Below are 26394 nucleotides of genomic sequence, written 5' to 3' on the forward strand. Positions count from 1 at the left end.
GTCCTCCGAAGACCTCATGCGCCGGCGCGCGACGATCCTGCAGCGCCTGCATATCGACGGCATTCTGCTGTTGCTGCTGCTGGTGCTGGCCACCGGCAGCCTGTTTATTCTGTATTCGGCCAGCGGCAAGAACATCGACCTGCTGATGAAGCAGGCCACCTCCTTCGGTATTGGTCTGGTCGGCATGTTTATCATCGCCCAGTTCGAACCGCGCTTTATGGCGCGCTGGGTACCGTTGGCCTATGTCGGCGGGGTGGGCTTGCTGGTGGTGGTGGATGTGATGGGGCATAACGCCATGGGCGCCACGCGGTGGATCAATATCCCCGGAGTGATTCGCTTCCAGCCCTCGGAGTTTATGAAGATCATCATGCCGGCGACCATCGCCTGGTACCTGTCCAACCGCAGCCTGCCGCCACGGCTTAAACATATCTGTATCAGCCTGGCGATGATCATCGTGCCCTTTGTGCTGATTCTGCTGCAGCCGGACCTCGGCACCTCGCTGTTGATTATCGCCTCCGGTGGCTTCGTCTTGTTTATCGCCGGCCTGCAATGGCGCTGGGTGATTGGCGCTGTAACTGCGGTTGTACCTATTGCCATCGGCATGTGGTTCTTCGTTATGCACCAGTACCAGAAGCAGCGCGTGTTGACCTTCCTTAACCCGGAAAGCGATCCGCTGGGCAGTGGCTGGAACATCATCCAGTCCAAGGCTGCGATTGGTTCGGGTGGGGTGCTCGGCAAAGGCTGGCTGCAAGGCACCCAGTCGCACCTGGATTTTCTGCCGGAGAGCCACACCGACTTCATCATCGCGGTACTGGCCGAGGAATTTGGCCTGGTCGGCGTGTGTTTGTTACTGCTGGTGTACATGCTGTTGATCGCACGCGGCCTGGTGATTACCGTGCAAGCGCAGACGCTGTTCGGTAAGCTTCTCGCCGGCGCGCTGACCATGACCTTCTTCGTTTATGTCTTCGTCAATATCGGTATGGTCAGCGGCCTGCTGCCGGTAGTGGGTGTGCCGCTGCCATTTATCAGCTATGGCGGCACTTCGCTGATCACTCTGCTGGCGGGGTTTGGTATTTTGATGTCAATCCACACTCATCGTAAGTGGATGGCATAGGTTTGATTGGGATTATGAATTCAATGCAAAACGCGCGTGGTTGGATGGTACGTACGGCACCCTGGCTGGCTTTGGCAGGGGTGTGCGGGATGGTTCAGCCGGCGCTGGCCGGGGATTATCAGCAGTCGCCGCAGGTGGCCGAATTTGTCGGCGAAATGACCCGCGACTATGGCTTTGCCGGTGAGCAACTGGTCGAGCTGTTCGCCCAGGTCGAGCGCAAACAGGCGATCCTCGATGCCATTTCGCGTCCTGCGGAAAAGGCCAAGCCGTGGAAGGATTACCGGCCGATCTTTATCACCGACAAGCGCATCAGCAAGGGTGTCGAGTTCTGGAAGCAGCACGAGGAAACCTTGGCCCGCGCGGAGGCTGAGTACGGTGTACCGGCCCAGGTGATCGTGGCAATCATTGGCGTGGAAACCTTCTACGGCGGCAATACAGGCAGCTGGCGGGTGATGGATGCACTGTCGACCCTGGCCTTCGATTACCCGCCGCGTGCGCCATTCTTCCGCAAGGAGCTGCGCGAATTTCTGCTGCTGGCCCGTGAAGAGCAGGTCGAGCCGCTAAACATGACCGGCTCCTACGCCGGCGCCATGGGCCTGCCGCAATTTATGCCGAGTAGCTTCCGCGCCTACGCAGTGGACTTCGATGGCGACGGTCACATCAATATCTGGAACAACCCGGTCGATGCCATCGGCAGCGTGGCCAGTTACTTCAAGCGCCATCACTGGCAGCCTGGGCAGCCGGTGGTCAGCGCTGCCACCATCAAGGGTGAGCAGGCCGAGCAAGGCCTGACTGTTGGTCTGGACCCGGTGAAGAATGTCGCTGAACTGCGGGCCCTTGGCTGGACCAGCGCTGACCTGCTGGCTGACGATTTGCCGGTGACGGCCTTCCGTCTGGAAGGTGCCGACGGCGCCGAGTACTGGTTGGGCCTGCCTAACTTCTTTGTGATCACCCGCTACAATCGCAGTGTGATGTATGCCATGGCGGTCAATCAGCTGGCCGAGTTGCTGGTTGATGCACGGGGTAAGAATTGATGTCGCGTTTGCCTTTTAAATTGGCTGCCTATGGCAGCCTGGCGCTGCTGCTGGCCAGCTGCTCGTCCACCCGTGCGCCGCAACCGGTTGCGCCGGTGCAGCCAGGTGGGGCGATTTCCGGTCCGGGTGATTTCAACCGTCCGCACAAGGATGGCGCGCCCTGGTGGGATGTCGATGTGTCGCGGATTCCCGATGCAGTGCCGATGCCGCATTACGGCCGAGTCAAGGCCAGCCCCTACACCGTATTCGGCAAACAGTACTACCCGATTCCTGATGCCCGTCGTTATCAGGCGGTGGGTCCAGCGTCCTGGTATGGCACCAAGTTCCATGGTCAGGCCACCGCAAACGGTGAAACCTACGACCTGTACGGCATGACTGCAGCGCACAAGACCCTGCCGCTACCCAGCTATGTGCGGGTGACCAACCTGGAAAACGGCAAAACCGCGATTCTGCGGGTCAATGATCGTGGGCCGTTCTATTCCGACCGGATTATCGACCTGTCCTTCGCCGCAGCGAAGAAGCTCGGCTATGCCGAAAGCGGTACCGCGCGGGTCAAGGTCGAAGGCATCGACCCGCACGAGTGGTGGGCTCAGCAGGGCCGTCCGGTGCCGATGGTGTTGGCTGCGCCGCAGCAAGTGGCACAGGCTCAGCCCGTTGCGCAGCCTATCGCGCAGCCGGTTGAACAATACTCACCGCCACCGCAGCAGCATGCCGCCGCGGTGCTCCCCGTGCAGATTGACGCAAAAAAAAACGCTTCAGTCGGAGCCTCTGGCCTGTATCTCCAAGTGGCCGCCTTCGCCAATCCGGACGCTGCGGAACTCCTCAAGGCCAAGTTGAGCGAGACAGTGGCTGCGCCAGTGTTCGTCAGCTCAGTGGTGCGCAACCAGCAGATATTGCACCGCGTGCGCCTGGGGCCAGTGAGCAGCCAAAGCGAGGCTGAGCAGTTGCAGAGCAGCGTGCGCCTAGCCAATCTCGGTGAACCGACCCTGGTCAAGGCAGACTGACAGGGCACTTATGGTTCTTCTGCGGGACTAAACAAACAGCTCTGGCCAGCCAACGGTTAGCCGGGGGGATCAGCACCTTATGCCCACTGGGCCTGTTCACCATCAGCAATCTAGAGAGACGGATGAATATCACCAGCTTTACGCAACGCGTTTTCCTTTCACTTTGCCTACTCAGTGCATCGACCGCCTGGGCCGATCAGCCAGCAATTCCTTCGGCGCCGCAATTGGCTGCCAAATCTTATGTGCTGCTAGATGCCGCCAGCGGCAAGGTGCTGGTGGAAAACAATGGTGATCAGCGTCTTCCGCCGGCCAGCCTGACCAAGCTGATGACGGCCTACATCGCCACCCTGGAAATCCGCAAGGGCAAGATTGGCGAGCAGGATCTGGTGCCAGTCAGCGAGCACGCTTGGCGCACCGGTGGCGCTGCATCCGGTGGATCGACCATGTTCCTGCCGCTGAATAGCCAGGCCACTGTGGATGACCTGCTTCACGGTGTGATCATCCAGTCCGGCAACGATGCCAGCATTGCCCTGGCCGAGTACATCGCCGGTAGCGAAGATGCCTTCGCCGACATGATGAACGAGACCGCTGCGCGTCTGGGCATGAGCAATAGCCACTTTATGAATGCCACCGGTTTGCCGCATCCGGAGCATTACTCCAGTGCCCATGACATGGCCGTTCTGGCTCGCGCGATCATCAACGAAGACCAGCAGCACTATGCGATCTACGCGCAAAAGGAGTTCCTCTGGAACAACATCAAGCAGGGCAACCGCAATCTGCTGCTGTGGCGTGACAAGACTGTTGACGGTCTGAAGACCGGCCACACCGAAGAAGCGGGCTACTGCCTGGTTGCTTCCGCCGTGCGTGATGGCGCGCGGATGATTACCTCGGTATTCGGCACCGTCAGCGAGTCGGCCCGTGCTGCGGAAACCCAGAAGCTGCTCACCTATGGTTTCCGCTTCTTCGAAACCCGCACCTTCTACAAGCAAGGTCAGGAACTGGCTCAGGCCCAAGTTTGGAAAGGCGCTGTGCGCCAGGTTAAAGCCGGCCTGGCTTCTGATCTGAGCCTGACCCTGCCGAAAGGCCAGCTGGAAAAACTGCAGGCCGGCATGATCCTCAACCCGCAGCTGACGGCCCCGATTGCCCAGGGTGATGTGATTGGCAAGGTTGAAGTGAAACTGGGCGAAGAAGTGGTACACAGCGCCGATCTGATCGCTCTTGAGGCCGTTGAGGAAGGTAGTTTCTTCCGTCGCCTGTGGGATAGCATCAGCCTGTTCTTCTACGGATTGTTCAACTGATAGCGTGACCAATAACGCCCCTGCCGACCTGCAGGGGCGTTGTTGCTGCCACGGCTTACGAGGCCGTTACTGCCATGACTCAACCAGACGTCAAATCGCACAAAATCGAATTTCCCTGCGTGGACTACCCGATCAAGGTGGTGGGCGACAGTGGTGCCAACTACAAAAGTATGGTGATCGAAATCCTTAGCCAGCACGCCAAGGTCGATCTCAGTACCCTGGCCGAGCGCCAGAGCAGCAACGGCAAATACACCACTGTGCAGCTGCATATCGAAGCCACCAGCGAAGATCAGCTACGCGATATCAACAGCGCCCTGCGCGCGACCGGTATCGTGCATATGGTGCTCTGATGAGCCTACCGCTCGGCTTTCGCGAGCTGGGCCAGGTCGATTATCAGCCTACCTGGCATGCGATGCAGCGCTTTACCGACACCCGTGGCGCGGATACGCCGGACGAAATCTGGCTGCTTGAACACTCCCCCGTATTTACCCAGGGCCAGGCCGGCAAGGCCGAGCATGTGCTGTTCCCGGGCGATATTCCGGTGGTGCAGGTGGATCGCGGCGGCCAGGTGACTTATCACGGTCCGGGCCAGTTGGTGGCTTACCTGCTGCTGGATGTGCGCCGTAGCGGCATTGGTGTGCGCGAACTGGTGAGTCGTATCGAGCGCAGTCTGATCGATCTGCTTGCCAGTTATGGTGTCAGCGCCAGCGCCAAGCCGGATGCGCCAGGGGTTTATGTGGGTGGCGCGAAGATCGCCTCGCTCGGTCTGCGTATCCGCAACGGCCGTTCCTTTCATGGTCTGGCGCTGAATGTGGACATGGATCTGCAGCCGTTCCAGCGCATCAACCCCTGCGGCTATGCCGGCATGGCCATGACGCAGTTGGCCGACCTGGTGGCAGAGCCGATAAAGCTATCCGAAGTCATTGCGCGGCTACGTGAGCAACTGGTCAAGCACCTCGACTACGCGCAGCAGCAGAGCCTGGCGGGCGCAATAGACTGCTAGAGCGGGCAGGGCAGATAGGCAGAGCAGATACACAAACGCCTGACCCCAGGCAAAGCCCAAGGTCAGGCGCTGTGTGGCTCAATCAGTTTAGATTGAGGGCAGGAATCAGACTGTTGTCGAGCTGTTGACCCGGCACGGGCACCGGAGCGGCCAGGCCCAGGTTGTTCTTTTCGAACACCTTGTCGGCGCGGTAGCTGGAACGTACCAGCGGGCCGGCGGCGACTTCCATAAAACCTTTCTGCAAGCCGATTTCACGGAAACGATTGAACTCTTCTGGGCTGACCCAGCGCTGCACCTTCAGGTGGTTGCGTGTCGGTTGCAGGTACTGGCCGAGGGTGAGGATGTCGACGCTTATGGCGCGCAGGTCATCCATGGTCTGGATAATCTCTTCGTCAGTCTCGCCTAGACCGAGCATCAGGCTGGTTTTAGTCAGCACGTCCGGGCGGTGGCGCTTGGCGTGTTCCAGCGCCCGCAGGGTCTTCTCGTAGCCGGCACGCGGGTCGCGAACTTCATAAGTCAGGCGTTTGACCGTCTCAACGTTCTGCGCGAACACCTCAAGGCCGGAATCCACCACGCGTTCGATGGCTTGCAGGTCGCCGTCGAAGTCCGGGGTCAGGGCTTCTACCACCACGTGCGGGGTATTGTCCTTGATCGCCCGTACGCAGGCTGCATAGTGGCTGGCGCCGCCGTCATCCAGGTCGTCGCGATCCACCGAGGTCAGCACGATGTAGCGCAGCGCCATCAGCTCCACCGACTTGGCGGTGTTCTGCGGTTCTTCCAGGTCCAGCCAGCCGTTGGGGTTGCCGGTGTCCACCGCGCAGAAGCGGCAGGCGCGGGTACACACCGAACCCATCAACATGATGGTGGCAGTGCCGTTGGACCAGCATTCGCCCATGTTCGGGCAGTGGGATTCCTGGCACACGGTGCTCAGGCGGTGTTCGCTGACATTGCGCTTAACCGCCTCAAAGCGGCTGCCCCCAGGCGCCTTGACTCGCAGCCACTTGGGTTTGGGCTCGAACACTTGGGGCTCACTGGAGGCGCGGCGCTTTTGCCCGTCCTTGATCGCGGTGATGCCTTGGGTGGTGCGGAATTTTTCGCCGCTGGCGACGGTTTTGGGCGGGGAGATATCGGACATCGGCAATCTGGGCTCCGTGGACGAGGCGGCTTGTGGCCGCCGCGCAGTTTATCACAGGCGCTGACCGTTCAGTCCGGCGGGCGCCGTGCGGTTCTCGCGCCCACAGAGGCAGGTGCGCAGTGTTGGTGCGCAGCGCGATTACTTACCTGAGTTGTTGCAGCAACTCATGGCTGGGGTAGCCATCTGCAGGCTGCCCCTGGGATTGCTGAAAGGCACGTACGGCCTTACGCGTGTTGGCACCGATAATGCCGTCGGCCGGGCCTGGCTCGTAGCCTTTGCTGGCCAGTAGCTCTTGCAGCTCGATGCGTTCGCTGCGCCCCAGTTGACGGTCGCCACGTGGCCAGGCGGCCTGTACACCTGGGTTGCCATCAAGCGCATCGCTAAGTAGGCCGATGGCCAGGGCGTAGGCGGTGGAATTGTTGTACTTGAGGATGCTGCGGAAGTTGTTTAGCAGCAGGAACGCCGGACCGCGATGGCCGGCGGGCAGAAACAGTGTCGCCAGGCTGTGCTCATCGGCATCGACCTCTCTGACCGGGTTGATCCCGAGGATGCGCCACTGCGCTAGGCTGCGGCGCACTTCCGGGTCGGCCAAGGCGTAATCGAAACCCTGCGGCAGGTTTACTTCAAATCCCCAGGGTTGGCCGTTCTCCCAGCCCGAGGCTTGCAAGTAATGCGCGGCAGAAGCGAGGGCGTCGGGGGTTGAGGTCCACAGATCGCGGCGGCCATCGCCATCAAAATCCACGGCATGCTGATTGAAAGTGGTCGGCATAAATTGGGTCTGCCCCATCGCGCCCGCCCATGAACCGATCAGTCCCTGTGCTGGGGCATCGCCAGCTTGCAAAATTTGCAGCGCGGCCAACAGTTGGCTGCGCCAGAACACCTGGCGGCGGCCATCGTAGGCCAGGGTGGCGAGGGAGCGGATGACGTTATGGCTGCCGATATTGCTGCCGTAATTGCTTTCCATGCCCCAGATCGCGATCAGTACTTCATGGTCGACGGCGTAGGTGCTACGGATGGCTTTCAGGGTTGGTCGATGCTGCGCCTTGAGCAGGCGGCCCTGGGCAATTCGCGAAACGGAAACGGCTCCGTCGATGTAGTCCCATACCGGACGGGTGAATTCCGGCTGGCTGTTATCGGAGCTAATGACTCGAGGGTCGAGGGTGATACCGGCAAAGGTGCGATCGAACAGTGCGGCATCAATACCGGCGGCGATGGCATCGCTGCGCAGCAGAATGCGCCATTCGTCGAAACTGATTAACGGGCTTGGGTCGCTGAGCACGCTGGCGGCTGGGTTGGCGGGGGCGGTGCTGGCTGTGACAGGTGCAGCTGCAAGCGGCTGGGCCGGTGCTTCGGCGCAGGCAGTTAGAAGCAGCAGGAGGCAGGCGGTGGCGCTATGGGACAGGCCCCGAAGAAGCAGGTAAGGCATGGTGATCTCGGCACATTTTGCAGGCCGTAACCTTAGCATGATTGAGCTGATGTGCGGGCGCTGGCGGGCTGTGGCGGGCTTTTCAGGCAGCCAGAACGTATGAAGCCTCCCAGTTTTGCTGGGAGGCTTCGCGGCGGTAGCTGCCTTTGCCTTTGCTCGGCGTTTCCTGGCGTGAGCGAAACAGTGGCTGGGCTATCAGAGATTTGGCCTTGTTGCGGCCGCGCTTGGCTTTTTTCGCCATGACCTTTCCTCGGTAAATGACCTGCACATCGCAGGCGGACGAAGGATGATCCGCACGCAGCTAAAAGTCCAGAGTCTGGGGCTAGCGGGATAGGCCTAGGCGTTGGCCGCAGATGTTTAGCGTTATCAGGCTTAGGCCGCTCCAGGGATCGCCGGCCGCCTGGCCTTTGATCTGCGCATCGATCTGCTGGGCATCCTGCAGCAGCGCGGCCCAGCGGGCGGCGGACAGGCGTTGCAGGGCTTTGCTGACCAGTGGGCGGCGCTTGTCCCAGACAGGGGGGCGGGCGGAACTGAAGGCTTTTTCCAGTGGCATGCCTTGGCCGTACTGTTGGGCGATGGTGGCCAGTAGGCGGATTTCCCGGGCCAAGGCCCAGAGGATCACCGGCGGCTCCACGCCTTCGCCGCGCAGGCCTTCGAGCATGCGCAGGGCGTGGGCGGCTTCGCCATTGAGGGCGGCATCGATCAGGCCAAATACATCGAAGCGCGCACTGTCGGCGACCGAGGCGTGCACGGTGTCGACGTCGATCTGCGTGCCTTCGGCGAGCAGTTTGAGTTTTTCGATTTCCTGGGCAGCGGCGAGCAGGTTGCCTTCGACACGTACGGCAATCATGTCCACGGCTTCGGCGCTGGCACTGAGGCCCGATTGCGCCAAGCGCTGGCGAATCCATTGCGGCAGCTGGTGGGCATCGACCGGCCAGATCTGCACAAACTGCGTCTGCGCGCCTTCAACCAGCGCCTTGCCCCACTTGGTCTTCTGCGCGCTGCCGTCGAGTTTCGGCAGGCTGATCAGCAGCACGGTGTCTTCGGCGGGGCGGGCGAGGTATTCGAGCAGCGCAGCAGCGCCTTTGTCTCCGGGTTTGCCGTTGGGTAGGCGCAGCTCCAGCAGGCGCTTGTCGGCAAACAGCGACAGGCTGGCACCTGCCTGCAGCAGGTTGCCCCAGTCGAAATTGTTATCGGCGTTGAATACCTGGCGTTCGCTGAACCCCTGCTGGCGGGTGGCGGCGCGAATAGCGTCGGTGGCTTCCTGGCAGAGCAGAGGTTCATCGCCACTGACCACATACACCGGGCTCAGGTTGCCCAGCAGGTGTTTGCCGAGTTGTGCAAAGTTAAGCTTCATGGGGTCGCAGAGCGGGGCCGCTGGCGCGGCCCGGCAAAATCTACTGGGCCGGAGTCGGCAGCTGAATTGGCGACTGCTGAGGTTGCGCGGCCTGTTGCTGGCGAGCGGCTTCCAGCGCATCGGCTTCTGCCTTGGCTTTGGCTTCTGCAGCTTGCTGCAATTGGTCCAGTTGCACAGGGTCGACCTGTTGTAGGCGCTGAACCAGCTGCTGAACCAGTTCGCGGTTCATTTCCCGACGTACCTGAGCGGCTTCTTGGTCACCACCTGTCAGGTTGTTACCGTCGTGGTTGTAGACGCGCTGCATTTCAACCTTGTCGCTGATCAGCAGCAAATCTTTGCTGCCGCGGATTTCGTAGTCGAGTGTTTTAGTCATCTCGTACTCCGCAGTGCGGGCCGCGCTGGTGAAGCTTGCGGCGCGGCGTTCTTCCTTTTCCTTGCTAAGTACCAGGCGGTATGGTGCGCCTGCGTAGACCCGTACGCCGTTGTTCTCCAGCACGTCGCGTACGTCGTTGACGGTTTCGCCATAGGCGTTACGTGCGCTGACATCCAGTTCCTTGAGGGCGAATTGCACGTCACCAGTGCCGCGCAGCTGGAAGCCGCAAGCGCTAAGCAGAGTAGCCAGGCCAATTACCAACAGATTCCGTTTGATCATCTTTTATCCCCTTGGCGTGTCTTGCGGCGCGCCGCTGTGCGGGCGCGCCGAGCTTAATCAGTTGGCAACAATATTCACGAGTTTGCCTGGCACCACGATGACCTTGCGAATGCTTAGGCCTTCGGTAAAGCGCAGCACGCCCTCATTGCCACGTGCAGCTGCTTCCACCTCCTCGCGAGAGGCTGATGCCGGTACTTCAATCTGCCCACGCAGCTTACCGTTGACCTGGATTACCAGGGTCAGGCTGTCCTGTATCAGGGCAGACTCATCCACCGGCGGCCAGGATGCATCAATGATGGCTTCGTCATGCCCCAGTTCCTGCCAAAGCTGATGGCTGATATGCGGGGTAATCGGTGCCAGCAGCAGCGCCACCGCTTCCAGGCCTTCCTGCAATAGGGCGCGGTCCTGAGCCGTGGTTTGTGCGGCTTTCTCCAGCACGTTCATCAGCGTCATCACCTGGGCGATGGCGGTGTTGAATTTGTGGTGCTGGCCAATATCGAAGCTGGACTGCTTGATTGCCAGATGAATCGCGCGGCGCACGGCCTTCTGCTCGTCATTCAGACTGGCCAAGTCGAGTGCGCCAGCGATGCCCTGGTTGACGTGGTTTTGCGCCAGGCGCCAGACGCGGCGCAGAAAGCGGTTGGCGCCTTCAACGCCGGAATCGGACCATTCGCAGCTCATATCCGGCGGTGAGGCGAACATCATAAACAGACGGCAGGTGTCGGCACCGAACTGATCGATCATCGACTGTGGGTCGACGCCGTTGTTCTTCGACTTGGACATCTTTTCGGTGCCGCCGATTTCCACCGGCAGGCCGTCGCTTTTCAGTTTGGCGCTGATGACCTTGGCTTTGGCGTCACGCTCCAGCTCGACATCGGCCGGGTTGAACCAGTCTTTCCCGCCGTTTTCCAGGGTGCGGTAATAGGTCTCGGCGACCACCATGCCCTGGGTCAGCAGGTTCTTGAACGGCTCATTCGAGCTGACCAGCCCTTCGTCACGCATCAGCTTGTGGAAGAAGCGCGCATACAGCAGGTGCAGGATCGCGTGTTCGATACCGCCAATGTACTGATCCACCGGCAGCCAGTGGTTGGCCGCTTCGGGGTCGACCATGCCGCCGGTGTAATGCGGTGAGGCATAGCGTGCGTAATACCAGGACGACTCAACGAAGGTGTCCATGGTGTCGGTTTCACGCTTGGCCGGCTTGCCGCATTTTGGGCAGCTGCATTCGTAGAACTCGGGCATGCGCGCCAGCGGGCTGCCAGCGCCATCCGGCACTACGTCTTCGGGGAGCACGACGGGGAGCTGGTCTTCCGGCACGGGCACATCGCCGCAGCTGTCGCAGTGGATGATTGGGATCGGGCAGCCCCAGTAACGCTGACGGCTGATGCCCCAGTCGCGCAGGCGGAACTGGGTTTTGCGCGCGCCATGGGCGCTGGCTTCCAGGTCCGCGACGATGGCGTCGAAGGCGGCGCTGAAGTCCAGGTTGTCGTACTTGCCGGAGTTGATGCTGGTCAGGCCGGCTTTGTCGCCGTACCAGTCCAGCCATTGAGTGGCGTCGTATTCTTTGCCTTCGCCGGTGTAGACCTGCTTGATCGGCAGGTCGTACTTGTTGGCGAATTCGAAATCACGCTCGTCGTGCGCCGGCACGGCCATAACCGCGCCTTCGCCGTAGCCCCACAACACGTAGTTGGCAACGAATACCGGCAGCTTGTCGCCACTCAGCGGGTGAATTACGAATTGCCCGGTGTCAACGCCCTTCTTCTCCATGGTGGCCATGTCGGCTTCGGCCACGGAGCCGGCTTTACATTCGGCGATAAACGCTGCGATAGCCGGATTGCTCTCGGCGGCGCGTTGCGCCAGCGGATGTTCGGCTGCCACGGCGACGTAAGTGGCGCCCATCAGGGTGTCGGGACGGGTGGTGTAGACCTTGAGCTGGCCGTCGATGCCGACGCTGGCTTGGTCATAATCAAACACCACATCAGCGCCGAAGCTCTTGCCGATCCAGTTACGCTGCATGGTCTTGACCTGTTCCGGCCAGCCATCCAGTTCGTCCAGACTACTCAGCAGCTCTTCCGCGTAGGCGGTGATCTTGAAGTAGTACATAGGGATTTCGCGCTTTTCGATCAGCGCGCCGGAGCGCCAGCCGCGGCCGTCGATAACCTGCTCGTTGGCCAGTACGGTCTGGTCCACCGGGTCCCAGTTGACGCTGCCGTTCTTACGGTAGATCACGCCTTTTTCGAACAAACGGGTAAACAGCCATTGTTCCCAGCGGTAGTAATCCGGCTTGCAGGTGGTGACTTCGCGTGTCCAGTCCACGGCCAAGCCCAGCGACTTCAGCTGGGTCTTCATATATTCGATGTTTTCGTAGGTCCACTTCGCAGGCGCGACCTGGTTCTTCATCGCGGCGTTTTCCGCCGGCATGCCGAAAGCGTCCCAGCCCATCGGCTGCAGCACGTTCTTGCCGAGCATGCGCTGGTAGCGGGCGATCACGTCACCGATGGTGTAGTTGCGCACATGGCCCATGTGCAGCTTGCCGCTTGGGTAAGGAAACATCGACAGGCAGTAGAAGGTCTCCTTGCCAGGCTGTTCGCTCACTACAAAGGATTTCTGCGCGTCCCAAAGGGACTGCGCGGCGGCTTCGATTTCACGGGGCGAGTACTGTTCTTGCATGGCTACCGGCGCTGGGAATAAGGGCTTGCGGAAAACGCCGTAGCATACATGAGCCCCGCTTATTCAGGGAAACCCTGATTGCGCCGCGCTCCAGCTACGGCGGCCTGGCCACGCCCAGCGGCCCGCGCCGTTTGTCGCCAGGCACCGCTGGTTAAAGCGCGAACGCTAAGCTTGCTATATGGAGCGGCAATCTGCTCCGGGGCGAGGTGAAGGATGGCGGAGTTTCGGCGTGGTGCAGCTGGGGGCGGGCTCTATGAGCGGCTGCTGCAACGCCTTGCCATGGCCTTGGATGAGGCAGACAACCTGAGTGCGCTGTCCGCGCAACCGCCGCTGGAGCTAGAGCTGCGCGGCCTGACGGCGGCGGAAATGGAGCTGATTCGCGCCTACCTGGATCGTGACCTGAACTGGCTGCGCGGCTGGCATGCGGCGGCCCAGGAAATGGCGCAGATCGATCAGCTACCAAGTGCACGCAAGGTCGGCCGCTCCGGCCACAAAGCCACCGCCGCGTTGCCTGGTAAGGTCAAACCGCTGATAAAACGTCGTTTGCAGTTGTGCTGCGCCTTGTGCGGCACTCTGGCGGGCTGGCAGTCCGGCAATGGTGTACAGGCGTGCAAGGCCTGCGGTTCGCAGTTGTTTCGGGCGAGCAATCATCGATAGGCTGCGCGCACCCATGGAGGTGCCCAATGCCGATTCGCTACATCCTTAAACAGTTTTTCCTCCCGCCAGGTCTGTTTCTGCTTTTATTGCTGGCCGCCTGGTGGCTGCGTCGGCGATTTCCACGTTTGGCTCTGGGTTGTCTGGTCGCCGGGCTGGGCGGTATGTGGCTGTTTAGTTTGCCGCTGGTGGTCGAGCATTCGGCGCGGATACTGGAAACCGAGCCGGCATTAAATGAGCAGCAATGGGCCGCGCTGGGTCGGCAGGCGGAAGTGATTGTGGTTCTGGGCGGTGGGCGTGAACTGGCTGATCCCGGCTGGGGCGCAGATCAGCCCAGCTTGCTGGCGTTGGAGCGCGTGCGTTTCGCTGCTCGCCTGGCTAAGGCCTCAGGTTTGCCACTGCTCACCAGTGGCGGGTTGCACTTTGGCGCACCGCCCAGTGAAGCGGCCTTGATGGCCGAGGTGCTGGCGCGCGATTACGCCTTGCCGGTGCGTTGGCAGGAAGGCTTGAGCCGCACCACTTGGGAGAATGCGACCCACAGTGCTGAACTGCTTAAGCAAGCGGGGATTACCCGCGTGGTGCTGGTGACCCAGGCCTGGCATATGCCGAGGTCGCGCTGGAGCTTCGAGCAGGCAGGTTTACAGGTGGTCAGCGCACCGATGGGTTTTCTCGGCATACCCAACGGCCGGCCTGCTGGCGGCTGGTTGCCGGAAAGCAAGGCCGTCTGGCAGAACGGCCTGCTGCTTAACGAGGCTGTTGGGTTGTTGGCGTATCGGTTGTTCTACCGCGGCCCTGAGGCGCAGTAACCAGCACCGGGTTGCACTGCTAGCTATTGATCAACTCGGCATGGTGGCAAGCCACTTGCCGCGCATCGAGCAGGCGCAGCGCAGGCTGTTCAACCTGGCAGCGTTCACTGGCATGCGGGCAGCGTTGATGGAACGCGCAACCGCTGGGGGGCGACAGCGGGTTGGGCAGCTCGCCGCTGATCTTGATCTTTGGTTTGCTCGGATCAGGATGAATGGTCGGCGTCGCCGACAGCAGCGCCTGAGTGTAGGGATGTAGCGGACGGTCATAGATCCGCTCGCTGGGGCCCATTTCCACCGGGCGGCCGAGGTACATCACCAATACATCATCGGCGACATGGCGCACTACTGAGAGGTTGTGCGAGATAAACACGTAGCCGGTGTTGAATTGTTCCTGCAGGTCCATAAACAGGTTGAGCACCTGGGCCTGGATTGACACGTCCAAGGCCGAGGTCGGCTCGTCGGCCACCAGCACCTTGGGTTGCAGCATCATGGCGCGGGCCAGGGCGATGCGCTGGCGCTGCCCGCCGGAGAACATGTGCGGGTAGCGCTGGAAGTGCTCGGGACGCAGGCCGACCTGCTGCATCATTGCCTGCACCCGCTCGCGCCGTTCCACTCGCGATAACTCCGTATTGATCAGCAGTGGCTCGCCCAGCTGATCGCCGACCTTCTGCCGCGGGTTGAGCGAGGCGTAGGGGTTCTGAAAGACCATCTGCACATCACGGCGCAGCTGTTTGCGCTGCGCCTTGTTGGCGCCGGTTACTTCCTGTCCGGCGATCTGCAGCGAGCCTGAACTGGGCTCCTCGATCAGCGTCAGGGCGCGGGCCAGGGTGGATTTGCCGCAGCCGGACTCGCCGACCACCGCCAGGGTCTTGCCCGCCTGTAATTCAAAGGACACGCCATTCAGCGCCTGCACTTGGGCGTTGGGCTGAAACAGACCACGGGAGATTTCGTAGTGACGGGTGAGGTCGCGAGCAGTTAGGACGGCGCTCATCAGGCCACCTCCGCAGTCAGGTTAAGCGGATAGAAGCAGCGCGCCGCGCCACGTTCATGGGCATCCAGGCTCGGCCGTTGCTCACGGCAATGGACCTGGGCGTAGGGGCAGCGCGGCGACAGCAGGCAACCCAGCGGCCGGTCATAGCGGCCCGGAACGATGCCAGGCAGTGTGGTCAGGCGGCGCTGGCCTTGGCTGTGCTCGGGAATCGCCTTGAGCAGCGCTTCGGTGTAGGGGTGGGTGGGGGCGTTGAACAATTGCGGTACGTGGCCGATCTCCACCGCTTGCCCGGCATACATCACGCAGACCCGCTGCGCCGTTTCGGCGACCACGGCCAGGTCGTGGGTGATCAGCACCAGCCCCATGTTCTGCTCGCGCTGCAAGCCCACCAGCAGGTCCATGATCTGCGCCTGAATGGTTACATCCAGTGCTGTGGTCGGTTCGTCGGCGATCAGCAATTTCGGTTCGGCGGCAATCGCCATGGCAATCGCTACCCGTTGGCTCATACCGCCGGATAGCTGGTGCGGGTAGGCATTCAAACGGCTGGCGGCGGCAGGAATTTCCACCCGGTCGAGCAGCTGCAGTGCGCGTTGGCGGGCAGCCTGGCCCTTGAGATTAAGGTGCTGGCGCAGCACTTCTTCGATCTGGAAACCCACGGTAAAGCTGGGGTTGAGTGCGGTCATCGGGTCCTGAAAGACCATCGACAGGTCCTTGCCGACGATATGCCGCCGCTGGCGACCCTTGAGGCGCAGCATGTCGGTGCCGTCGAACTGCAGGCTGTCGGCCGTGACGATGCCGGGGGCGTCGATCAGGCCCATCAGCGCCATCATGGTCACCGATTTGCCGGAGCCGGATTCGCCGACAATCGCCAGCACTTCGCCCTTCTCCACGCACAGGTCGAGGCCGTCGACCACCGGGATGGCCGTGGCGTCGCCGAAGCGCACGCTGAGGTTTTTGATATCCAACAGGCTCATGCGGGGTTCCTCACTGCGCATTCTTGAGTTTTGGGTCGAGTGCATCGCGCAGCCCGTCGCCCATCAGATTAATTGCCAGCACGCTGAGCAGAATGGTTAGGCCTGGCAGGCTGACCACCCACCAGGCTCGCTCGATATAGTCGCGCGCCGAGGCCAGCATGGTGCCCCACTCCGGGGTCGGTGGTTGTACGCCGAGGCCGAGAAAACCCAGGGCCGCGGCATCGAGAATTGCCGAGGAAAAGCTCAGGGTGGCCTGCACGATCAGCGGTGCCATGCAGTTGGGCAGCACGGTGATAAACATCAGTCGCGGCAGGCTGGCACCGGCCAGGCGCGCGGCAGTGACGTAGTCGCGGTTCAACTCGCCCATCACCGCTGCGCGGGTCAGGCGCACATAGGACGGCAACGAGACGATGGCGATGGCGAAGATGGTGTTGATCAGGCCTGGGCCGAGGATGGCGACGATGGCCACCGCCAGCAGCAGCGAGGGCAGGGCCAGCATGATGTCCATCAGGCGCATGATCGACGGGCCGAGCAGGCGCGGAAAGAAGCCGGCAACCAGCCCGAGAAGAATGCCGGGGATCAGCGACATCAATACAGAGGCCAGACCGATCAGCAGCGACAGCCGCGCGCCATGAATCAACCGCGACAGCAGATCGCGCCCCACTTCATCGGTGCCCAGCAGAAATTGCAGCTGGCCACCCTCCAACCAGACCGGCGGGGTCAGCAGAAATTCGCGGTATTGCTCGCTGGGGTCATGCGGCGCGATCCACGGTGCAAACAGTGCGCAGATCACCAGCAGGATCATAAACGCCAGCCCGGCGACCGCGCCCTTGTTGTGGGCGAATGCCTGCCAGAATTCCTTGAGCGGCGAAGGGTAGAACAACGATGGATCGAGTGTGGCTTGCGTAGTCATTGGGCTCTCCTTAGCGCTGATGGCGAATGCGTGGGTTGGCCAGGCCGTAGAGGATGTCCACCACGAAGTTGACCAGAATCACCAGGCAGGCGATCAGCAGAATGCCGTTCTGCACCACAGGGTAGTCACGCGCGCCGATCGACTCGATCAGCCATTTGCCGATGCCCGGCCAGGAGAAGATGGTTTCGGTCAGTACGGCGCCCGCCAGCAGCGTACCGACCTGCAGGCCGAAGACCGTGAGTACTGGGATCAGCGCATTGCGCAGGCCGTGCACGAACACCACGCGGGCCGGCGACAGGCCTTTGGCGCGGGCTGTGCGCACATAGTCCTCGCGCAGCACTTCGAGCATGGCCGAGCGAGTCATCCGCGCGATAACCGCGAGTGGAATGGTGCCGAGCACGATGGCCGGCAGGATCAGATGGCGCAGGGCGTCGACGAAGGCGCCTTCCTCATCCGAAAGCAGGGTGTCGATCAGCATAAAACCGGTGACCGGCGGGATGTCGTAGAGCAGGTCGATGCGTCCGGACACGGGCGTCCAGCCCAGCCATACCGAGAAGAACATGATCAGCAGCAGGCCCCACCAGAAAATCGGCATGGAATAACCGGCCAGCGAGATGCCCATTACTCCATGGTCGAACAGCGAGCCCCGTTTCAGTGCAGCAATCACCCCGGCGATCAGCCCCAGGGTGCCGGCGAACAGCAGGGCGGCAAGTGACAATTCCAGGGTGGCGGGGAATAGCGTGGTGAACTCATCCCAGACGCTGGTACGGGTGCGCAGCGACTCACCCAGATCGCCCTGCGCCAGCTTGCCGATATAGTCGAAATACTGCGCATACAGCGGCTTGTTCAAACCCAGGCGCTCCATGGCCTGGGCGTGCATTTCCGGGTCGACGCGGCGTTCGCCCATCATCACTTCCACCGGGTCGCCGGGGATCATGCGGATCAGCGCGAAGGTCAGCAAGGTAACGCCGAAGAAGGTGGGAATCAGCAATCCCAGGCGGCGTGCAATAAAAGCAAACATGGGGTTTTGTTACTCCGCATCAGTTCATTCGCGCCAACGGCTACGTGGGCCGTTGGCATATTGTGTCGATCTGCCACTGGCGCGCGGCTGGTGCGCGCCAGTGGTCCTGTTTTGAGTGCAGCTTGCAGAATCAGTGCCGCTTTACCTTGGCGTAATTGTTCGAGCCCATGGGGCTGAGGGTAAAACCCTCGACATCCTGGCTGACCGCGCTGAATTGCTTGGGATGGGCCTGGGGAATCCACGGCGCCTGCTCATGGAAAATCGCCAGTGCCTGGCGGTAGAGCACGGCGCGCTGCTGCGGGGCGGTGGTCTCCCTGGCCTGGGTAATCAGTCTGTCGAATGCCGCATCACACCAGCCAGCCTGGTTCTCGCCGCTCTGCGCGGCGGCGCAGGACAGGTTGGGGCTGAGGAAGTTATCCGGGTCACCGTTGTCGCCGGCCCAGCCCATAAACACCAGGTCATGCTCGCCATTTTTCGCCCGCTTGATCAGCTCGCCCCACTCCATTACGCGGATGTCGGTTTTGATACCGACCGCTGCCAAGTCGGCTTGCAGCATCTGTGCGCCGAGTGACGGGTTGGGGTTGGTGGGACCGCCGCCTGGGCGGGTCCAGATCGACAGGCTGATGCCGTTTGCGTGGCCAGCCTCTGCGAGCAGCTGACGGGCGCGCTGTGGGTCGTGGGGCCAGCCTTGCAGCTGACTGTCGTAGCCGAGCAGGGTTGACGGGTAGGGCGCGATGGCGGGGCTGGCACCGTCTGCGCCGAACTGCGCGCTGAGGTAGGCCTGCTTGTCGAACGCCAGGTTGATCGCCTGGCGCACGCGTACATCGTCCAGCGGTTTATGGCGCACGTTGAGGGCTACGTAGGCGGTCAGCAGCGAGTCAAGTTCCAGCACTTTCAGATGGTCATCAGCCTTGAGCGCCGGAATATCGAAGGGGCGTGGATACAGGGCAATGTTGCAGGCTCCGGAACGCAGTTTCTGGATACGCACATTGGGATCGGTGGTGATGGCAAACAGCAGCTTTTCCGACGCCGGCTCGCCATCCCAGTAATCCGGGTGGCTGGTGTAGCGCACTTGAGCATCCTTGGCGTAGCGCTGCAGCACGAACGGCCCGGTGCCGACCGGTTGGCTGTTGAGCAGCTCCTGCTTACCGGCCTTGAGCAGCTGCTCGGCATACTCGGCGGAATAGATCGAGGTGAATCCCATGGCCATGTCGGCGAGGAAGGGCGCCTGGGGCTGGTTGAGTACGAAGCGAACACGGTGCTCGTCGAGTTTTTCGATACGGGCAATCAGCTTGCCGAACTCCATGGCTTCGAAGTACGGAAAACCGCGACCAGACTGGGCATGCCAGGGGTGTTTGGGGTCATGCTGGCGCTGGATGCTCCACAGCACATCATCGGCGTTCATCTCGCGGCTGGGGGTAAACCAGGGCGTGCTGTGGAATTTCACCCCTTTGCGCAGATAGAAGGTGTAGCTCAGCCCATCGGGGCTGGTGTCCCAGCGCTCGGCCAGGGCCGGTTCGATTTCGGTGGTGCCGGGCTTGAAGCGCACCAGGCGATCAAACAGCGCTTCAGACGTCGCATCAGCGGTTACCGCCGTGGTGTATTGCACGATATCGAAGCCTTCCGGCGCTGCCTCGGTGCACACCACTAATGGTTTTGCCTGGACGGCCGCGCAGCCGAGAGCGAGGCTCAAAACAATGCTGGCGCGAAGTGCGAAGGTCATCTGTTGGCTCCTGTAACGGCTTTTTTTATCAGGCAAGGAGTGCTTATGCGGACTACTTGTCGCCGGTGCGAAATAGCCTCGGCAACGCTCGGAAAGCACATTCTTGCTAACGTTTTGGCAGCTACGAAACACTCAGCCGGTGGTTGCCGGGGGAGGAATACAGTCGTTTTTATTAGGTGTTTGGCGGGCGTTTTTTCAGGCCCGCCGGTGATGCCGCTCTCAGCGCGTGTTGCTGACGCCGTAGAAGCTGTTGCGCCCGAAGGGGCTGATCTCGAAGCCTTTTACGCTGTTGCGCATGGGCTGGTAGACCGTTGAGTGCGCGATCGGGGAGATCGGCAGTTGTTGCTGGAAGATCTGCTGCGCCTGCTGATACAGCTCGCTGCGGGCGTCGCGATCGGTAATCGCCTTGGCCTGTTTGACGATCTTGTCGTAGCCGGCATCGCACCACTTGGAGAAGTTGTTGCCATTGACCGAGTCGCAGCCGTATAGGGTGCCCAGCCAGTTGTCCGGGTCGCCATTGTCGCCAGTCCAGCCAATCAGCATGGCGTCATGCTCGCCGGCATGGGCGCGCTTGATGTACTCGCCCCACTCGTAGCTGACGATCTCAGCCTGGATGCCCACCTTGGCCCAGTCGGCCTGGAGCATTTCGGCCATCAGTTTGGCGTTGGGGTTATACGGGCGCTGTACGGGCATGGCCCACAGGGTGATCTTGGTGCCTTCGGCAACGCCGGCCTGCTTGAGCAGGGCCTTGGCTTTCTCGATGTCTTGCGGGATGGCGTTGATGCTTTCGTCATAGGACCACTGGGTCGGCGGCATGGCGTTGACGGCCAATTGCCCGGCGCCCTGGTAGACCGCGCTGATGATCGCCGGCTTATCGATGGCCATGTCCAGCGCCTGACGCACTTCGACTTTGTCGAAGGGCGCGCGGGTCACGTTGTAGGCGATGTAACCTAGGTTGAAGCCAGGCTGGCTGGGCACCTGCAGATTGGGGTCTTTCTGCAGCGCGGCGAGATCCGCCGGGCGTGGGTTCAGGGTGACCTGGCATTCGCCAGCCTTGAGCTTTTGCGCGCGCACCGAGGCGTCGGTGTTGATGGCGAAGATCAGGTTGTCGATCTGCACATCTTCAGGCAGCCAGTAGTCCTTGTTGCCCTTGAAGCGAATTTGCGCATCTTTCTGGTAGCGGTTGAAGACGAAGGGGCCGGTGCCGATTGGCTTCTGGTTGATGTCGGCGGCTTTGCCGGTCTTGAGCAGGTGGTCTGCGTATTCGGCGGAGTGGATGGCGGCGAAGTTCATCGCCAGGTTCTGGATAAAGGCCGCGTCCACGCTATTGAGGGTGAAACGCACGGTGAGGTCATCGACCTTCTCCACCTTAGCGATGTTCTTGTCCAGGCCCATGTCGGTGAAATAAGGGAACTCGGTCGGGTAGGCCTTACGGAACGGGTGGTCTTTGTCGAGCATGCGCTGGAAGGTGAAAACCACGTCATCAGCGTTGAAGGTGCGGCTAGGGGTGAAGTACTCGGTGCTGTGGAATTTCACCCCGGGACGCAGCTTGAAGGTGTAGCTGAGGCCGTCTTCACTGGCCTGCCACTCGGTCGCCAGGGCCGGTACGGCCAGGGTGCTGCCGCGCTCGAACTGAGCGAGGCGGTTGAACAGGGTTTCCGAGGCGGCGTCGAAGTCGGTGCCGGTGGTGTACTGGCCTGGGTCGAAACCGCCGGGGCTGCCTTCGGAGCAGTAAACCAGGTTGCTGGCGGATGCGTATGTCGAGCCGAGAAACAGGCCGGCGACGAGCATGGCCTGGATGGACGTATGAGTGCGCATGAGTACCTCATTTATTCTTTTTTTGGGCGTCATTGAGGGTCAGCCTCGTGGGCTGTGATCAGCACCGCTGCGTTCCGGCTTATCGGGTGAAGAGGCCGGCCCAGAGCTGCGGTGGAGCGAAATCGCTCAGCAACCTGTCGCGCTCGAAATTAAGTCATGCTGAAATTGAGGTCAACAAAAATTAAGCGCTACTAACATTGGTTGTCGCGACAATGCTTTAGACCAGTAGCAGTGTGAGAGGTCAGGGCGTGCTGTGGTCGTCGAACAAGCTCAGGGTGGTGATGGCCAGCATTTCCGCTACGTCGTTGCCGACATTGGCCAGGCGGTGGGCTTTGCCTGCATCGAAGTGCACCGAGTCGCCGACGCTCAATGGGTATTGGCGGCCGTCGATGGTGTAGAGAATCTTGCCGGATAATACGTAGGCAAATTCGGCGCCTTCATGGGCGATCAATTCGGATTGATAGCCGACCGGCATGCTCATCTTTACCGCGTTTAGCTGATTGCCGGGAAAGCTGCTGGACAGGCGCTCGTAGCCCAGGGGCTGGCCTTCGATGGTGTAGCGCACGCGTTCGCCCTGGTGGGAGTCGGGCTCGGGTTGCGGCGGTTGGTCGAACAGCACATTGAGCGGAATATCGAGTGACTTGGCGATGCTGGCCAATGAGGAAATCGAGATGCCCGTCAGGTTGCGCTCGGCCTGGGAGAGAAAGCTGGCGGTAAGCCCCGATTCGCTCGCGACTTCATTCAGGGTCTTCTTCGCGGCCCGCCGATAGCGGCGCAAACGTTCTCCGATGCGATCTGCGGTCATAACCCTGGCTCATGCTGAAAGAGCGCCAGTATACCGTTCGGCGTCGCGCATAAAAGTGTCGGACAGTAGCCGTGCATTTAAGTCGCACTAAAATAATCGTTGCGCTCAATTTAAGTCAGACTTAAATTTCGCTCGGTCAACATACAGATCATACAAAGGAGCGCGAGATGACTCTCGGTGTCGGAGGTTGTACGCCGCAACAGGCGCTTGCCGGGCTACACAACATGATGGATGGTGCGCAGCCTATCGAACTCGCCGAGTACCAGGCACGGGTGGGTCGCGCCCAGGCGCGGATGCAGGCTGAAGGTATTGCCGCGATATTTATCAATGCCGGCAGCAATCTGCAGTATTTCACCGGCGTGCGCTGGCATCCCAGTGAGCGCATGGTGGGTGCCATTCTCCCGGCCGAGGGGCCGCTGGAATACCTGGCGCCGGCGTTCGAGGTCGGTACGATCCGCGATTTCCAAGTGCTCGCAGGCGCCATCAATACCTGGCATGAACACGAAAGCCCTTATCAACTGCTGCTCGATACCCTGCAGCGGATGGGCATCGCGGCTGATCCCGAGCGGCCAGTGAAAATTGGCCTGTGTCCTACCTTGGCGTTTTTTATGGTCGATGGCATACGTCGCCTGGCCAGAGGCTACGAGTTTGTCGATGGCGCGGTGATCAGTGCTTACTGCCGGCAGCGCAAGTCATCTGCCGAGCTGGCCCTGATGCAGCGCGCCAAGGACATGACTCTGGAAGTGCACAAGGCCGTTGCTAGTGTGCTGCACGAGGGCATCAGCACCACGGCAGCCGCTGAGTTTATTCAGCAGGCGCATCGCGCCGTTGGGGCCGCGGGCTCGACGTTCTGCATCGTGCTGTTTGGCCCGGCCAGTGCTTTCCCCCATGGCGTCAAACACGCGCAGATCCTCAAGCAGGGCGACATGGTGCTGATCGACACCGGTTGCCAAGTGCATGGCTATCTGTCCGACATCACCCGCAGCTATGTCTTCGGCGAGCCCAGCCAGCGTCAGCGCGACTTCTGGAATATCGAGAAGGCCGCGCAGTTGGCTGCATTCGAGGCCGCGCAGCTCGGCCAGCCCTGTCAGGCGGTGGATGCTGCGGCGCGGCGTACGCTGGAGGCGGCGGGACTGGGGCCGGATTACAAGTTGCCGGGCCTGCCGCACCGCACCGGCCATGGTATCGGTCTGGATATACATGAAGGCCCCTATCTGGTGCGTGGCGATCTGACGCCGCTGGCCGAGGGCATGTGTTTCAGCAATGAGCCGATGATCTGCGTGCCGGGCGAGTTCGGCGTGCGTCTGGAGGATCACTTCTACATGAGCGCTGATGGGCCGCGCTGGTTCACCGCGCCCAGTCATTCGCTGGATGATCCGTTCGGTCTCGGTTAAATGACGTAAATAGAAACGGCGGCCAATTGGCCGCCGTTTTTTATTGCCGGACGGGTTACTTAACGCCGACACCGTAGAACGAGTTCAGCGCGAACGGGCTGATGCGGAAGTCTTCGACCTTCTTGCTCATCGGCTGGTAGACCGTGGAGTGGGCGATCGGGGTGATCGGCACTTCACGCTTGAGGATTACCTGAGCCTGCTTGTACAACTCGGTGCGCTCGGCGGTGTCGGTCACGCGCTTGGCGGCTTTCACCAGCTTGTCGTACTCGGCATGGCACCACTTGGAGAAGTTGTTGCCGTCCACTGCGTCGCAGCCGTACAGGGTGCCCAGCCAGTTGTCCGGGTCACCGTTGTCGCCGCTCCAGCCGATCAACATGGCATCGTGTTCGCCGGCCTTAGCGCGCTTGAGGTATTCGCCCCATTCGTAGCTGACGATCTTGGCCTTGATGCCGACCTTGGCCCAGTCGCTTTGCAGCATCTCGGCCATTAGCTTGGCGTTGGGGTTGTAGGGGCGCTGCACGGGCATGGCCCATAGGGTGATTTCCGTACCTTCCTTGACGCCAGCCGCTTTGAGCAGCTCCTTAGCCTTTTCTGGATCGTAGGCGGGGTCCTTGATGCTGTCGTTATAGGACCATTGGGTCGGTGGCATGCCGTTGGTCGCCAGCTGGCCGGCGCTCTGGTACACCGCGTCGATGATCCCTTGTTTGTTCACCGCCATGTCCAGTGCCTGGCGCACTTCCAGTTTGTCGAACGGCGGGTGGGTGACGTTGTAGGCGATATAGCCGACGTTGAAGCCGGCCTGCTCAGGCATGTCCAGGTTAGGGTCTTTTTTCAGCGCATCCAGATCCGCCGGGCGTGGGAACAGGGTGACCTGGCATTCGCCAGCCTTGAGCTTCTGCATGCGCACCGAGGCGTCGGTGTTGATGGCGAAGATCAGGTTGTCGATTTTCACCTCATCGGGTTGCCAGTATTCCTTGTTGCCCTTGAAGCGGATCACCGCGTCCTTCTGGTAGCGGCTAAAGACGAATGGGCCGGTGCCAATGGGCTTCTGGTTGATATCAGCGGCCTTGCCGGCCTTGAGCAGGCTATCGGCATACTCGGCGGACTGGATCGAGGCAAAGCTCATCGCCAGGTTCTGGATAAAGGCGGCGTCGACTTCGTTGAGGCTGAACTTGACGGTCATGTCGTCGAGTTTTTCGATCTTGGCGATATTCGCGTCCATGCCCATGTCGGTGAAGTAGGGGAATTCCGACGGGTAGGCTTTACGGAACGGGTGATCCTTATCGAGCATGCGCTGGAAGGTGAACAGTACGTCATCGGCGTTGAAGTCGCGGCTCGGCGTGAAGTACTCGGTGGTATGGAACTTCACGTTCGGGCGCAGATGGAAGGTGTAGCTCAGACCGTCTTCACTGATATCCCACTTCTCGGCCAGGCCGGGGATCACCTTGGTGCCGCCACGTTCGAACTGGCTCAGGCGGTTGAACACGGTTTCCGCTGCAGCATCGAAGTCGGTGCCGGTGGTGTACAGGCCAGGGTCGAACCCGGCGGGGCTGCCTTCGGAGCAAAACACCAGGTTGCCAGCGGCGCTGGCAAGTGGCGAGCTGGCGATCAGCCCAGCGGCGAGTAAAGCCTGGATGACGGCGTTCTTACGCATAGTGACCTCATGGTTATTGTGGTTGTGATCCTGAGGGGCCTCTTATGGAGACCTTGGATGAAGCTATGCAGGGCGTATGCCGTAGGCAAGTGGCATGTCGCGGAGAGAACAGGAATGGCGACGCAGCTGTATGTTGGTGTCGCATTTCTATAAAAGCGCGGGTAAAACATGGCAAAGCGCCGCTATCGTCGGATAACGGCGCTGCTGCTGTTTGTAGCAGGTTTAAGGCATTTGCACTTCGATCACGCCATCGGCGTTGATATTGACCTGACTGGTGCCTGCCTCGATCTCCGGCGTCACCGCATCCATCATCGCCGCGCCTTTCATCGCTTCCATGCGCATCGGCATAGGGCGTTGGAAACCACCGCTATTGAGGTTCAGGCTGACCAGTTTGTACCCGCTGCCGCCCAACGCTTCAGTCGCAAGCTGGGCGCGGGCTTTGAAGGCGGTTACGGCGTCCTTGAGCAGCGCATCTTCGTGGGTCTTGCGGGTGTCGTCGGCAATGCTGAAGTTCATTCCGCCCATTTTCAGGGTTTGCAGCATTTCCCCGGTGAGCGTGGACAGGGCGCTGAAATCGGCGCTTTCCAGACGCAGCTCGGCGCGCTCGCGCCAGGCGGTGATTTTTTGGCCCTTGTCATCGTAAACCGGGTAGCTGTTACGGCTGCCGGAGGCGACGCTGATGCCTTTGACCTTGCGCGCCTGAGCAATGCCAGCGTTGAGGGTTTTGCTGATCTGCGCGGCGAGGGCGGCTGGGTCGCTGTCCTGGGCTTCGCTGTAGAGGGTAACGTGCATCAGGTCGTGGGCGATTTCCTGAGTGACCTCGGCGCGCAGCGCGACCTGGTTGTAACGCGCTTCTTCGGCCATAGCGGTGGCGCTCAACAGGGTGGTGCTCAGCAGCAGAGCGGTGGCGAGGCGGGACAATGGCAGCATGACGATTCCTTTATATGT

At 61.0% G+C, this 26394-nt stretch carries 24 protein-coding genes; 9 read left to right on the plus strand and 15 right to left on the minus strand.

All coding sequences use genetic code 11. From position 1 onward, the window contains the following. The first annotated feature begins 16 nt into the window (after positions 1-16). The 6 genes from rodA to lipB all read left to right on the plus strand — a co-directional run bounded on the left by rodA (position 17) and on the right by lipB (position 5453). Complete coding sequence (rodA, locus tag AACY25_RS16095) at positions 17-1114, plus strand: rod shape-determining protein RodA (protein ID WP_339526287.1); 1098 nt, start codon at positions 17-19, stop codon at positions 1112-1114. A gap of 23 nt (positions 1115-1137) precedes the next feature. Continuing rightward, the gene (mltB, locus tag AACY25_RS16100; protein WP_339526289.1) at positions 1138-2148 is read left to right on the plus strand and encodes a lytic murein transglycosylase B; all 1011 of its coding nucleotides are present in this window, start codon (positions 1138-1140) and stop codon (positions 2146-2148) included. After that, complete coding sequence (locus AACY25_RS16105) at positions 2148-3152, plus strand: septal ring lytic transglycosylase RlpA family protein (RefSeq protein ID WP_339525860.1); 1005 nt, start codon at positions 2148-2150, stop codon at positions 3150-3152. Before mltB ends, AACY25_RS16105 begins: the two co-directional genes overlap by 1 nt. 122 nt (positions 3153-3274) lie before the next feature. Next, on the plus strand, positions 3275-4450 hold the full coding sequence (locus AACY25_RS16110; protein WP_339525861.1) for a D-alanyl-D-alanine carboxypeptidase family protein: 1176 nt from the start codon (positions 3275-3277) through the stop codon (positions 4448-4450). Positions 4451-4524: 74 nt separating this feature from the next. Next, entirely contained in the window at positions 4525-4800 is a 276-nt protein-coding gene (locus AACY25_RS16115) for a DUF493 domain-containing protein (protein WP_339525863.1), read from the plus strand. Then, positions 4800-5453, plus strand: a complete 654-nt coding sequence (lipB, locus tag AACY25_RS16120; protein ID WP_339525865.1) for a lipoyl(octanoyl) transferase LipB — start codon at positions 4800-4802, stop codon at positions 5451-5453. Before AACY25_RS16115 ends, lipB begins: the two co-directional genes overlap by 1 nt. An 82-nt stretch (positions 5454-5535) precedes the next feature. Here lipB and lipA read toward each other — a convergent pair whose 3' ends face one another. From lipA to leuS, 6 genes are all read right to left on the minus strand, one after another. Next, on the minus strand, positions 5536-6588 hold the full coding sequence (lipA, locus tag AACY25_RS16125) for a lipoyl synthase (protein WP_339525867.1): 1053 nt from the start codon (positions 6586-6588) through the stop codon (positions 5536-5538). 142 nt (positions 6589-6730) lie between these two features. Then, the gene (locus AACY25_RS16130) at positions 6731-8014 is read right to left on the minus strand and encodes a lytic murein transglycosylase (protein WP_339525868.1); all 1284 of its coding nucleotides are present in this window, start codon (positions 8012-8014) and stop codon (positions 6731-6733) included. An 82-nt stretch (positions 8015-8096) separates the two neighbouring features. Next, on the minus strand, positions 8097-8255 hold the full coding sequence (gene arfA, locus AACY25_RS16135; RefSeq protein ID WP_339525870.1) for an alternative ribosome rescue factor ArfA: 159 nt from the start codon (positions 8253-8255) through the stop codon (positions 8097-8099). An 81-nt stretch (positions 8256-8336) separates the two neighbouring features. Continuing rightward, positions 8337-9371, minus strand: a complete 1035-nt coding sequence (gene holA, locus AACY25_RS16140; RefSeq protein WP_339525872.1) for a DNA polymerase III subunit delta — start codon at positions 9369-9371, stop codon at positions 8337-8339. A 40-nt stretch (positions 9372-9411) separates the two neighbouring features. Continuing rightward, entirely contained in the window at positions 9412-10023 is a 612-nt protein-coding gene (locus AACY25_RS16145; RefSeq protein ID WP_339525873.1) for an LPS-assembly lipoprotein LptE, read from the minus strand. Positions 10024-10080: 57 nt separating this feature from the next. Beyond that, positions 10081-12693, minus strand: a complete 2613-nt coding sequence (leuS, locus tag AACY25_RS16150; protein WP_339525875.1) for a leucine--tRNA ligase — start codon at positions 12691-12693, stop codon at positions 10081-10083. A gap of 213 nt (positions 12694-12906) precedes the next feature. Between leuS and AACY25_RS16155 the strand changes: the two genes are divergently transcribed. Then, entirely contained in the window at positions 12907-13350 is a 444-nt protein-coding gene (locus AACY25_RS16155) for a hypothetical protein (RefSeq protein ID WP_339525877.1), read from the plus strand. A gap of 26 nt (positions 13351-13376) precedes the next feature. Next, complete coding sequence (locus AACY25_RS16160; protein WP_339525878.1) at positions 13377-14153, plus strand: YdcF family protein; 777 nt, start codon at positions 13377-13379, stop codon at positions 14151-14153. Between the two features lie 19 nt (positions 14154-14172). Here the strand turns inward: AACY25_RS16160 and AACY25_RS16165 are convergent, their stop codons facing one another. From AACY25_RS16165 to AACY25_RS16195, 7 genes are all read right to left on the minus strand, one after another. Further along, the gene (locus tag AACY25_RS16165) at positions 14173-15144 is read right to left on the minus strand and encodes a peptide ABC transporter ATP-binding protein (protein ID WP_339525880.1); all 972 of its coding nucleotides are present in this window, start codon (positions 15142-15144) and stop codon (positions 14173-14175) included. Further along, a complete protein-coding gene (locus AACY25_RS16170; RefSeq protein ID WP_339525882.1) occupies positions 15144-16118 on the minus strand; it encodes an ABC transporter ATP-binding protein in 975 nt (324 codons plus the stop codon). The genes AACY25_RS16165 and AACY25_RS16170 overlap by 1 nt, the downstream gene beginning before the upstream one ends. A gap of 10 nt (positions 16119-16128) precedes the next feature. Next, entirely contained in the window at positions 16129-17031 is a 903-nt protein-coding gene (locus AACY25_RS16175) for an ABC transporter permease subunit (RefSeq protein WP_339525883.1), read from the minus strand. A 10-nt stretch (positions 17032-17041) separates the two neighbouring features. Beyond that, positions 17042-18052, minus strand: a complete 1011-nt coding sequence (locus AACY25_RS16180) for an ABC transporter permease subunit (protein WP_339525885.1) — start codon at positions 18050-18052, stop codon at positions 17042-17044. A gap of 130 nt (positions 18053-18182) precedes the next feature. Beyond that, the gene (locus AACY25_RS16185; protein WP_339525886.1) at positions 18183-19775 is read right to left on the minus strand and encodes an ABC transporter substrate-binding protein; all 1593 of its coding nucleotides are present in this window, start codon (positions 19773-19775) and stop codon (positions 18183-18185) included. A 219-nt stretch (positions 19776-19994) separates the two neighbouring features. Continuing rightward, complete coding sequence (locus AACY25_RS16190) at positions 19995-21566, minus strand: ABC transporter substrate-binding protein (RefSeq protein ID WP_339526290.1); 1572 nt, start codon at positions 21564-21566, stop codon at positions 19995-19997. A gap of 268 nt (positions 21567-21834) precedes the next feature. Further along, positions 21835-22398, minus strand: coding sequence for a cupin domain-containing protein (locus tag AACY25_RS16195; protein ID WP_339525887.1), 564 nt, complete (start codon positions 22396-22398; stop codon positions 21835-21837). 167 nt (positions 22399-22565) lie between these two features. Here AACY25_RS16195 and AACY25_RS16200 point away from each other — a divergent pair, with 167 nt between their 5' ends. Next, entirely contained in the window at positions 22566-23792 is a 1227-nt protein-coding gene (locus AACY25_RS16200) for a M24 family metallopeptidase (RefSeq protein WP_339525889.1), read from the plus strand. A gap of 55 nt (positions 23793-23847) precedes the next feature. On the opposite strand, the gene AACY25_RS16205 is transcribed toward AACY25_RS16200, so the two are convergent. After that, a complete protein-coding gene (locus tag AACY25_RS16205; protein WP_339525891.1) occupies positions 23848-25446 on the minus strand; it encodes an ABC transporter substrate-binding protein in 1599 nt (532 codons plus the stop codon). A 222-nt stretch (positions 25447-25668) separates the two neighbouring features. Continuing rightward, complete coding sequence (locus AACY25_RS16210; RefSeq protein WP_339525892.1) at positions 25669-26376, minus strand: SIMPL domain-containing protein; 708 nt, start codon at positions 26374-26376, stop codon at positions 25669-25671. Positions 26377-26394: the final 18 nt, after the last annotated feature.

The organism is Pseudomonas sp. EA_35y_Pfl2_R111 (assembly GCF_963970955.1).
Taxonomy (GTDB): Bacteria; Pseudomonadota; Gammaproteobacteria; order Pseudomonadales; family Pseudomonadaceae; genus Aquipseudomonas.

Coding starts and splice junctions, on each gene's coding strand:
- rodA (WP_339526287.1), top strand. CDS start 17: ATGCGCCGGCGCGCGACGATCCTGCAGCGCCTGCATATCGACGGCATT.
- mltB (WP_339526289.1), top strand. CDS start 1,138: ATGCAAAACGCGCGTGGTTGGATGGTACGTACGGCACCCTGGCTGGCT.
- AACY25_RS16105 (WP_339525860.1), top strand. CDS start 2,148: ATGTCGCGTTTGCCTTTTAAATTGGCTGCCTATGGCAGCCTGGCGCTG.
- AACY25_RS16110 (WP_339525861.1), top strand. CDS start 3,275: ATGAATATCACCAGCTTTACGCAACGCGTTTTCCTTTCACTTTGCCTA.
- AACY25_RS16115 (WP_339525863.1), top strand. CDS start 4,525: ATGACTCAACCAGACGTCAAATCGCACAAAATCGAATTTCCCTGCGTG.
- lipB (WP_339525865.1), top strand. CDS start 4,800: ATGAGCCTACCGCTCGGCTTTCGCGAGCTGGGCCAGGTCGATTATCAG.
- lipA (WP_339525867.1), bottom strand. CDS start 6,588: ATGTCCGATATCTCCCCGCCCAAAACCGTCGCCAGCGGCGAAAAATTC.
- AACY25_RS16130 (WP_339525868.1), bottom strand. CDS start 8,014: ATGCCTTACCTGCTTCTTCGGGGCCTGTCCCATAGCGCCACCGCCTGC.
- arfA (WP_339525870.1), bottom strand. CDS start 8,255: ATGGCGAAAAAAGCCAAGCGCGGCCGCAACAAGGCCAAATCTCTGATA.
- holA (WP_339525872.1), bottom strand. CDS start 9,371: ATGAAGCTTAACTTTGCACAACTCGGCAAACACCTGCTGGGCAACCTG.
- AACY25_RS16145 (WP_339525873.1), bottom strand. CDS start 10,023: ATGATCAAACGGAATCTGTTGGTAATTGGCCTGGCTACTCTGCTTAGC.
- leuS (WP_339525875.1), bottom strand. CDS start 12,693: ATGCAAGAACAGTACTCGCCCCGTGAAATCGAAGCCGCCGCGCAGTCC.
- AACY25_RS16155 (WP_339525877.1), top strand. CDS start 12,907: ATGGCGGAGTTTCGGCGTGGTGCAGCTGGGGGCGGGCTCTATGAGCGG.
- AACY25_RS16160 (WP_339525878.1), top strand. CDS start 13,377: ATGCCGATTCGCTACATCCTTAAACAGTTTTTCCTCCCGCCAGGTCTG.
- AACY25_RS16165 (WP_339525880.1), bottom strand. CDS start 15,144: ATGAGCGCCGTCCTAACTGCTCGCGACCTCACCCGTCACTACGAAATC.
- AACY25_RS16170 (WP_339525882.1), bottom strand. CDS start 16,118: ATGAGCCTGTTGGATATCAAAAACCTCAGCGTGCGCTTCGGCGACGCC.
- AACY25_RS16175 (WP_339525883.1), bottom strand. CDS start 17,031: ATGACTACGCAAGCCACACTCGATCCATCGTTGTTCTACCCTTCGCCG.
- AACY25_RS16180 (WP_339525885.1), bottom strand. CDS start 18,052: ATGTTTGCTTTTATTGCACGCCGCCTGGGATTGCTGATTCCCACCTTC.
- AACY25_RS16185 (WP_339525886.1), bottom strand. CDS start 19,775: ATGACCTTCGCACTTCGCGCCAGCATTGTTTTGAGCCTCGCTCTCGGC.
- AACY25_RS16190 (WP_339526290.1), bottom strand. CDS start 21,566: ATGCTCGTCGCCGGCCTGTTTCTCGGCTCGACATACGCATCCGCCAGC.
- AACY25_RS16195 (WP_339525887.1), bottom strand. CDS start 22,398: ATGACCGCAGATCGCATCGGAGAACGTTTGCGCCGCTATCGGCGGGCC.
- AACY25_RS16200 (WP_339525889.1), top strand. CDS start 22,566: ATGACTCTCGGTGTCGGAGGTTGTACGCCGCAACAGGCGCTTGCCGGG.
- AACY25_RS16205 (WP_339525891.1), bottom strand. CDS start 25,446: ATGCGTAAGAACGCCGTCATCCAGGCTTTACTCGCCGCTGGGCTGATC.
- AACY25_RS16210 (WP_339525892.1), bottom strand. CDS start 26,376: ATGCTGCCATTGTCCCGCCTCGCCACCGCTCTGCTGCTGAGCACCACC.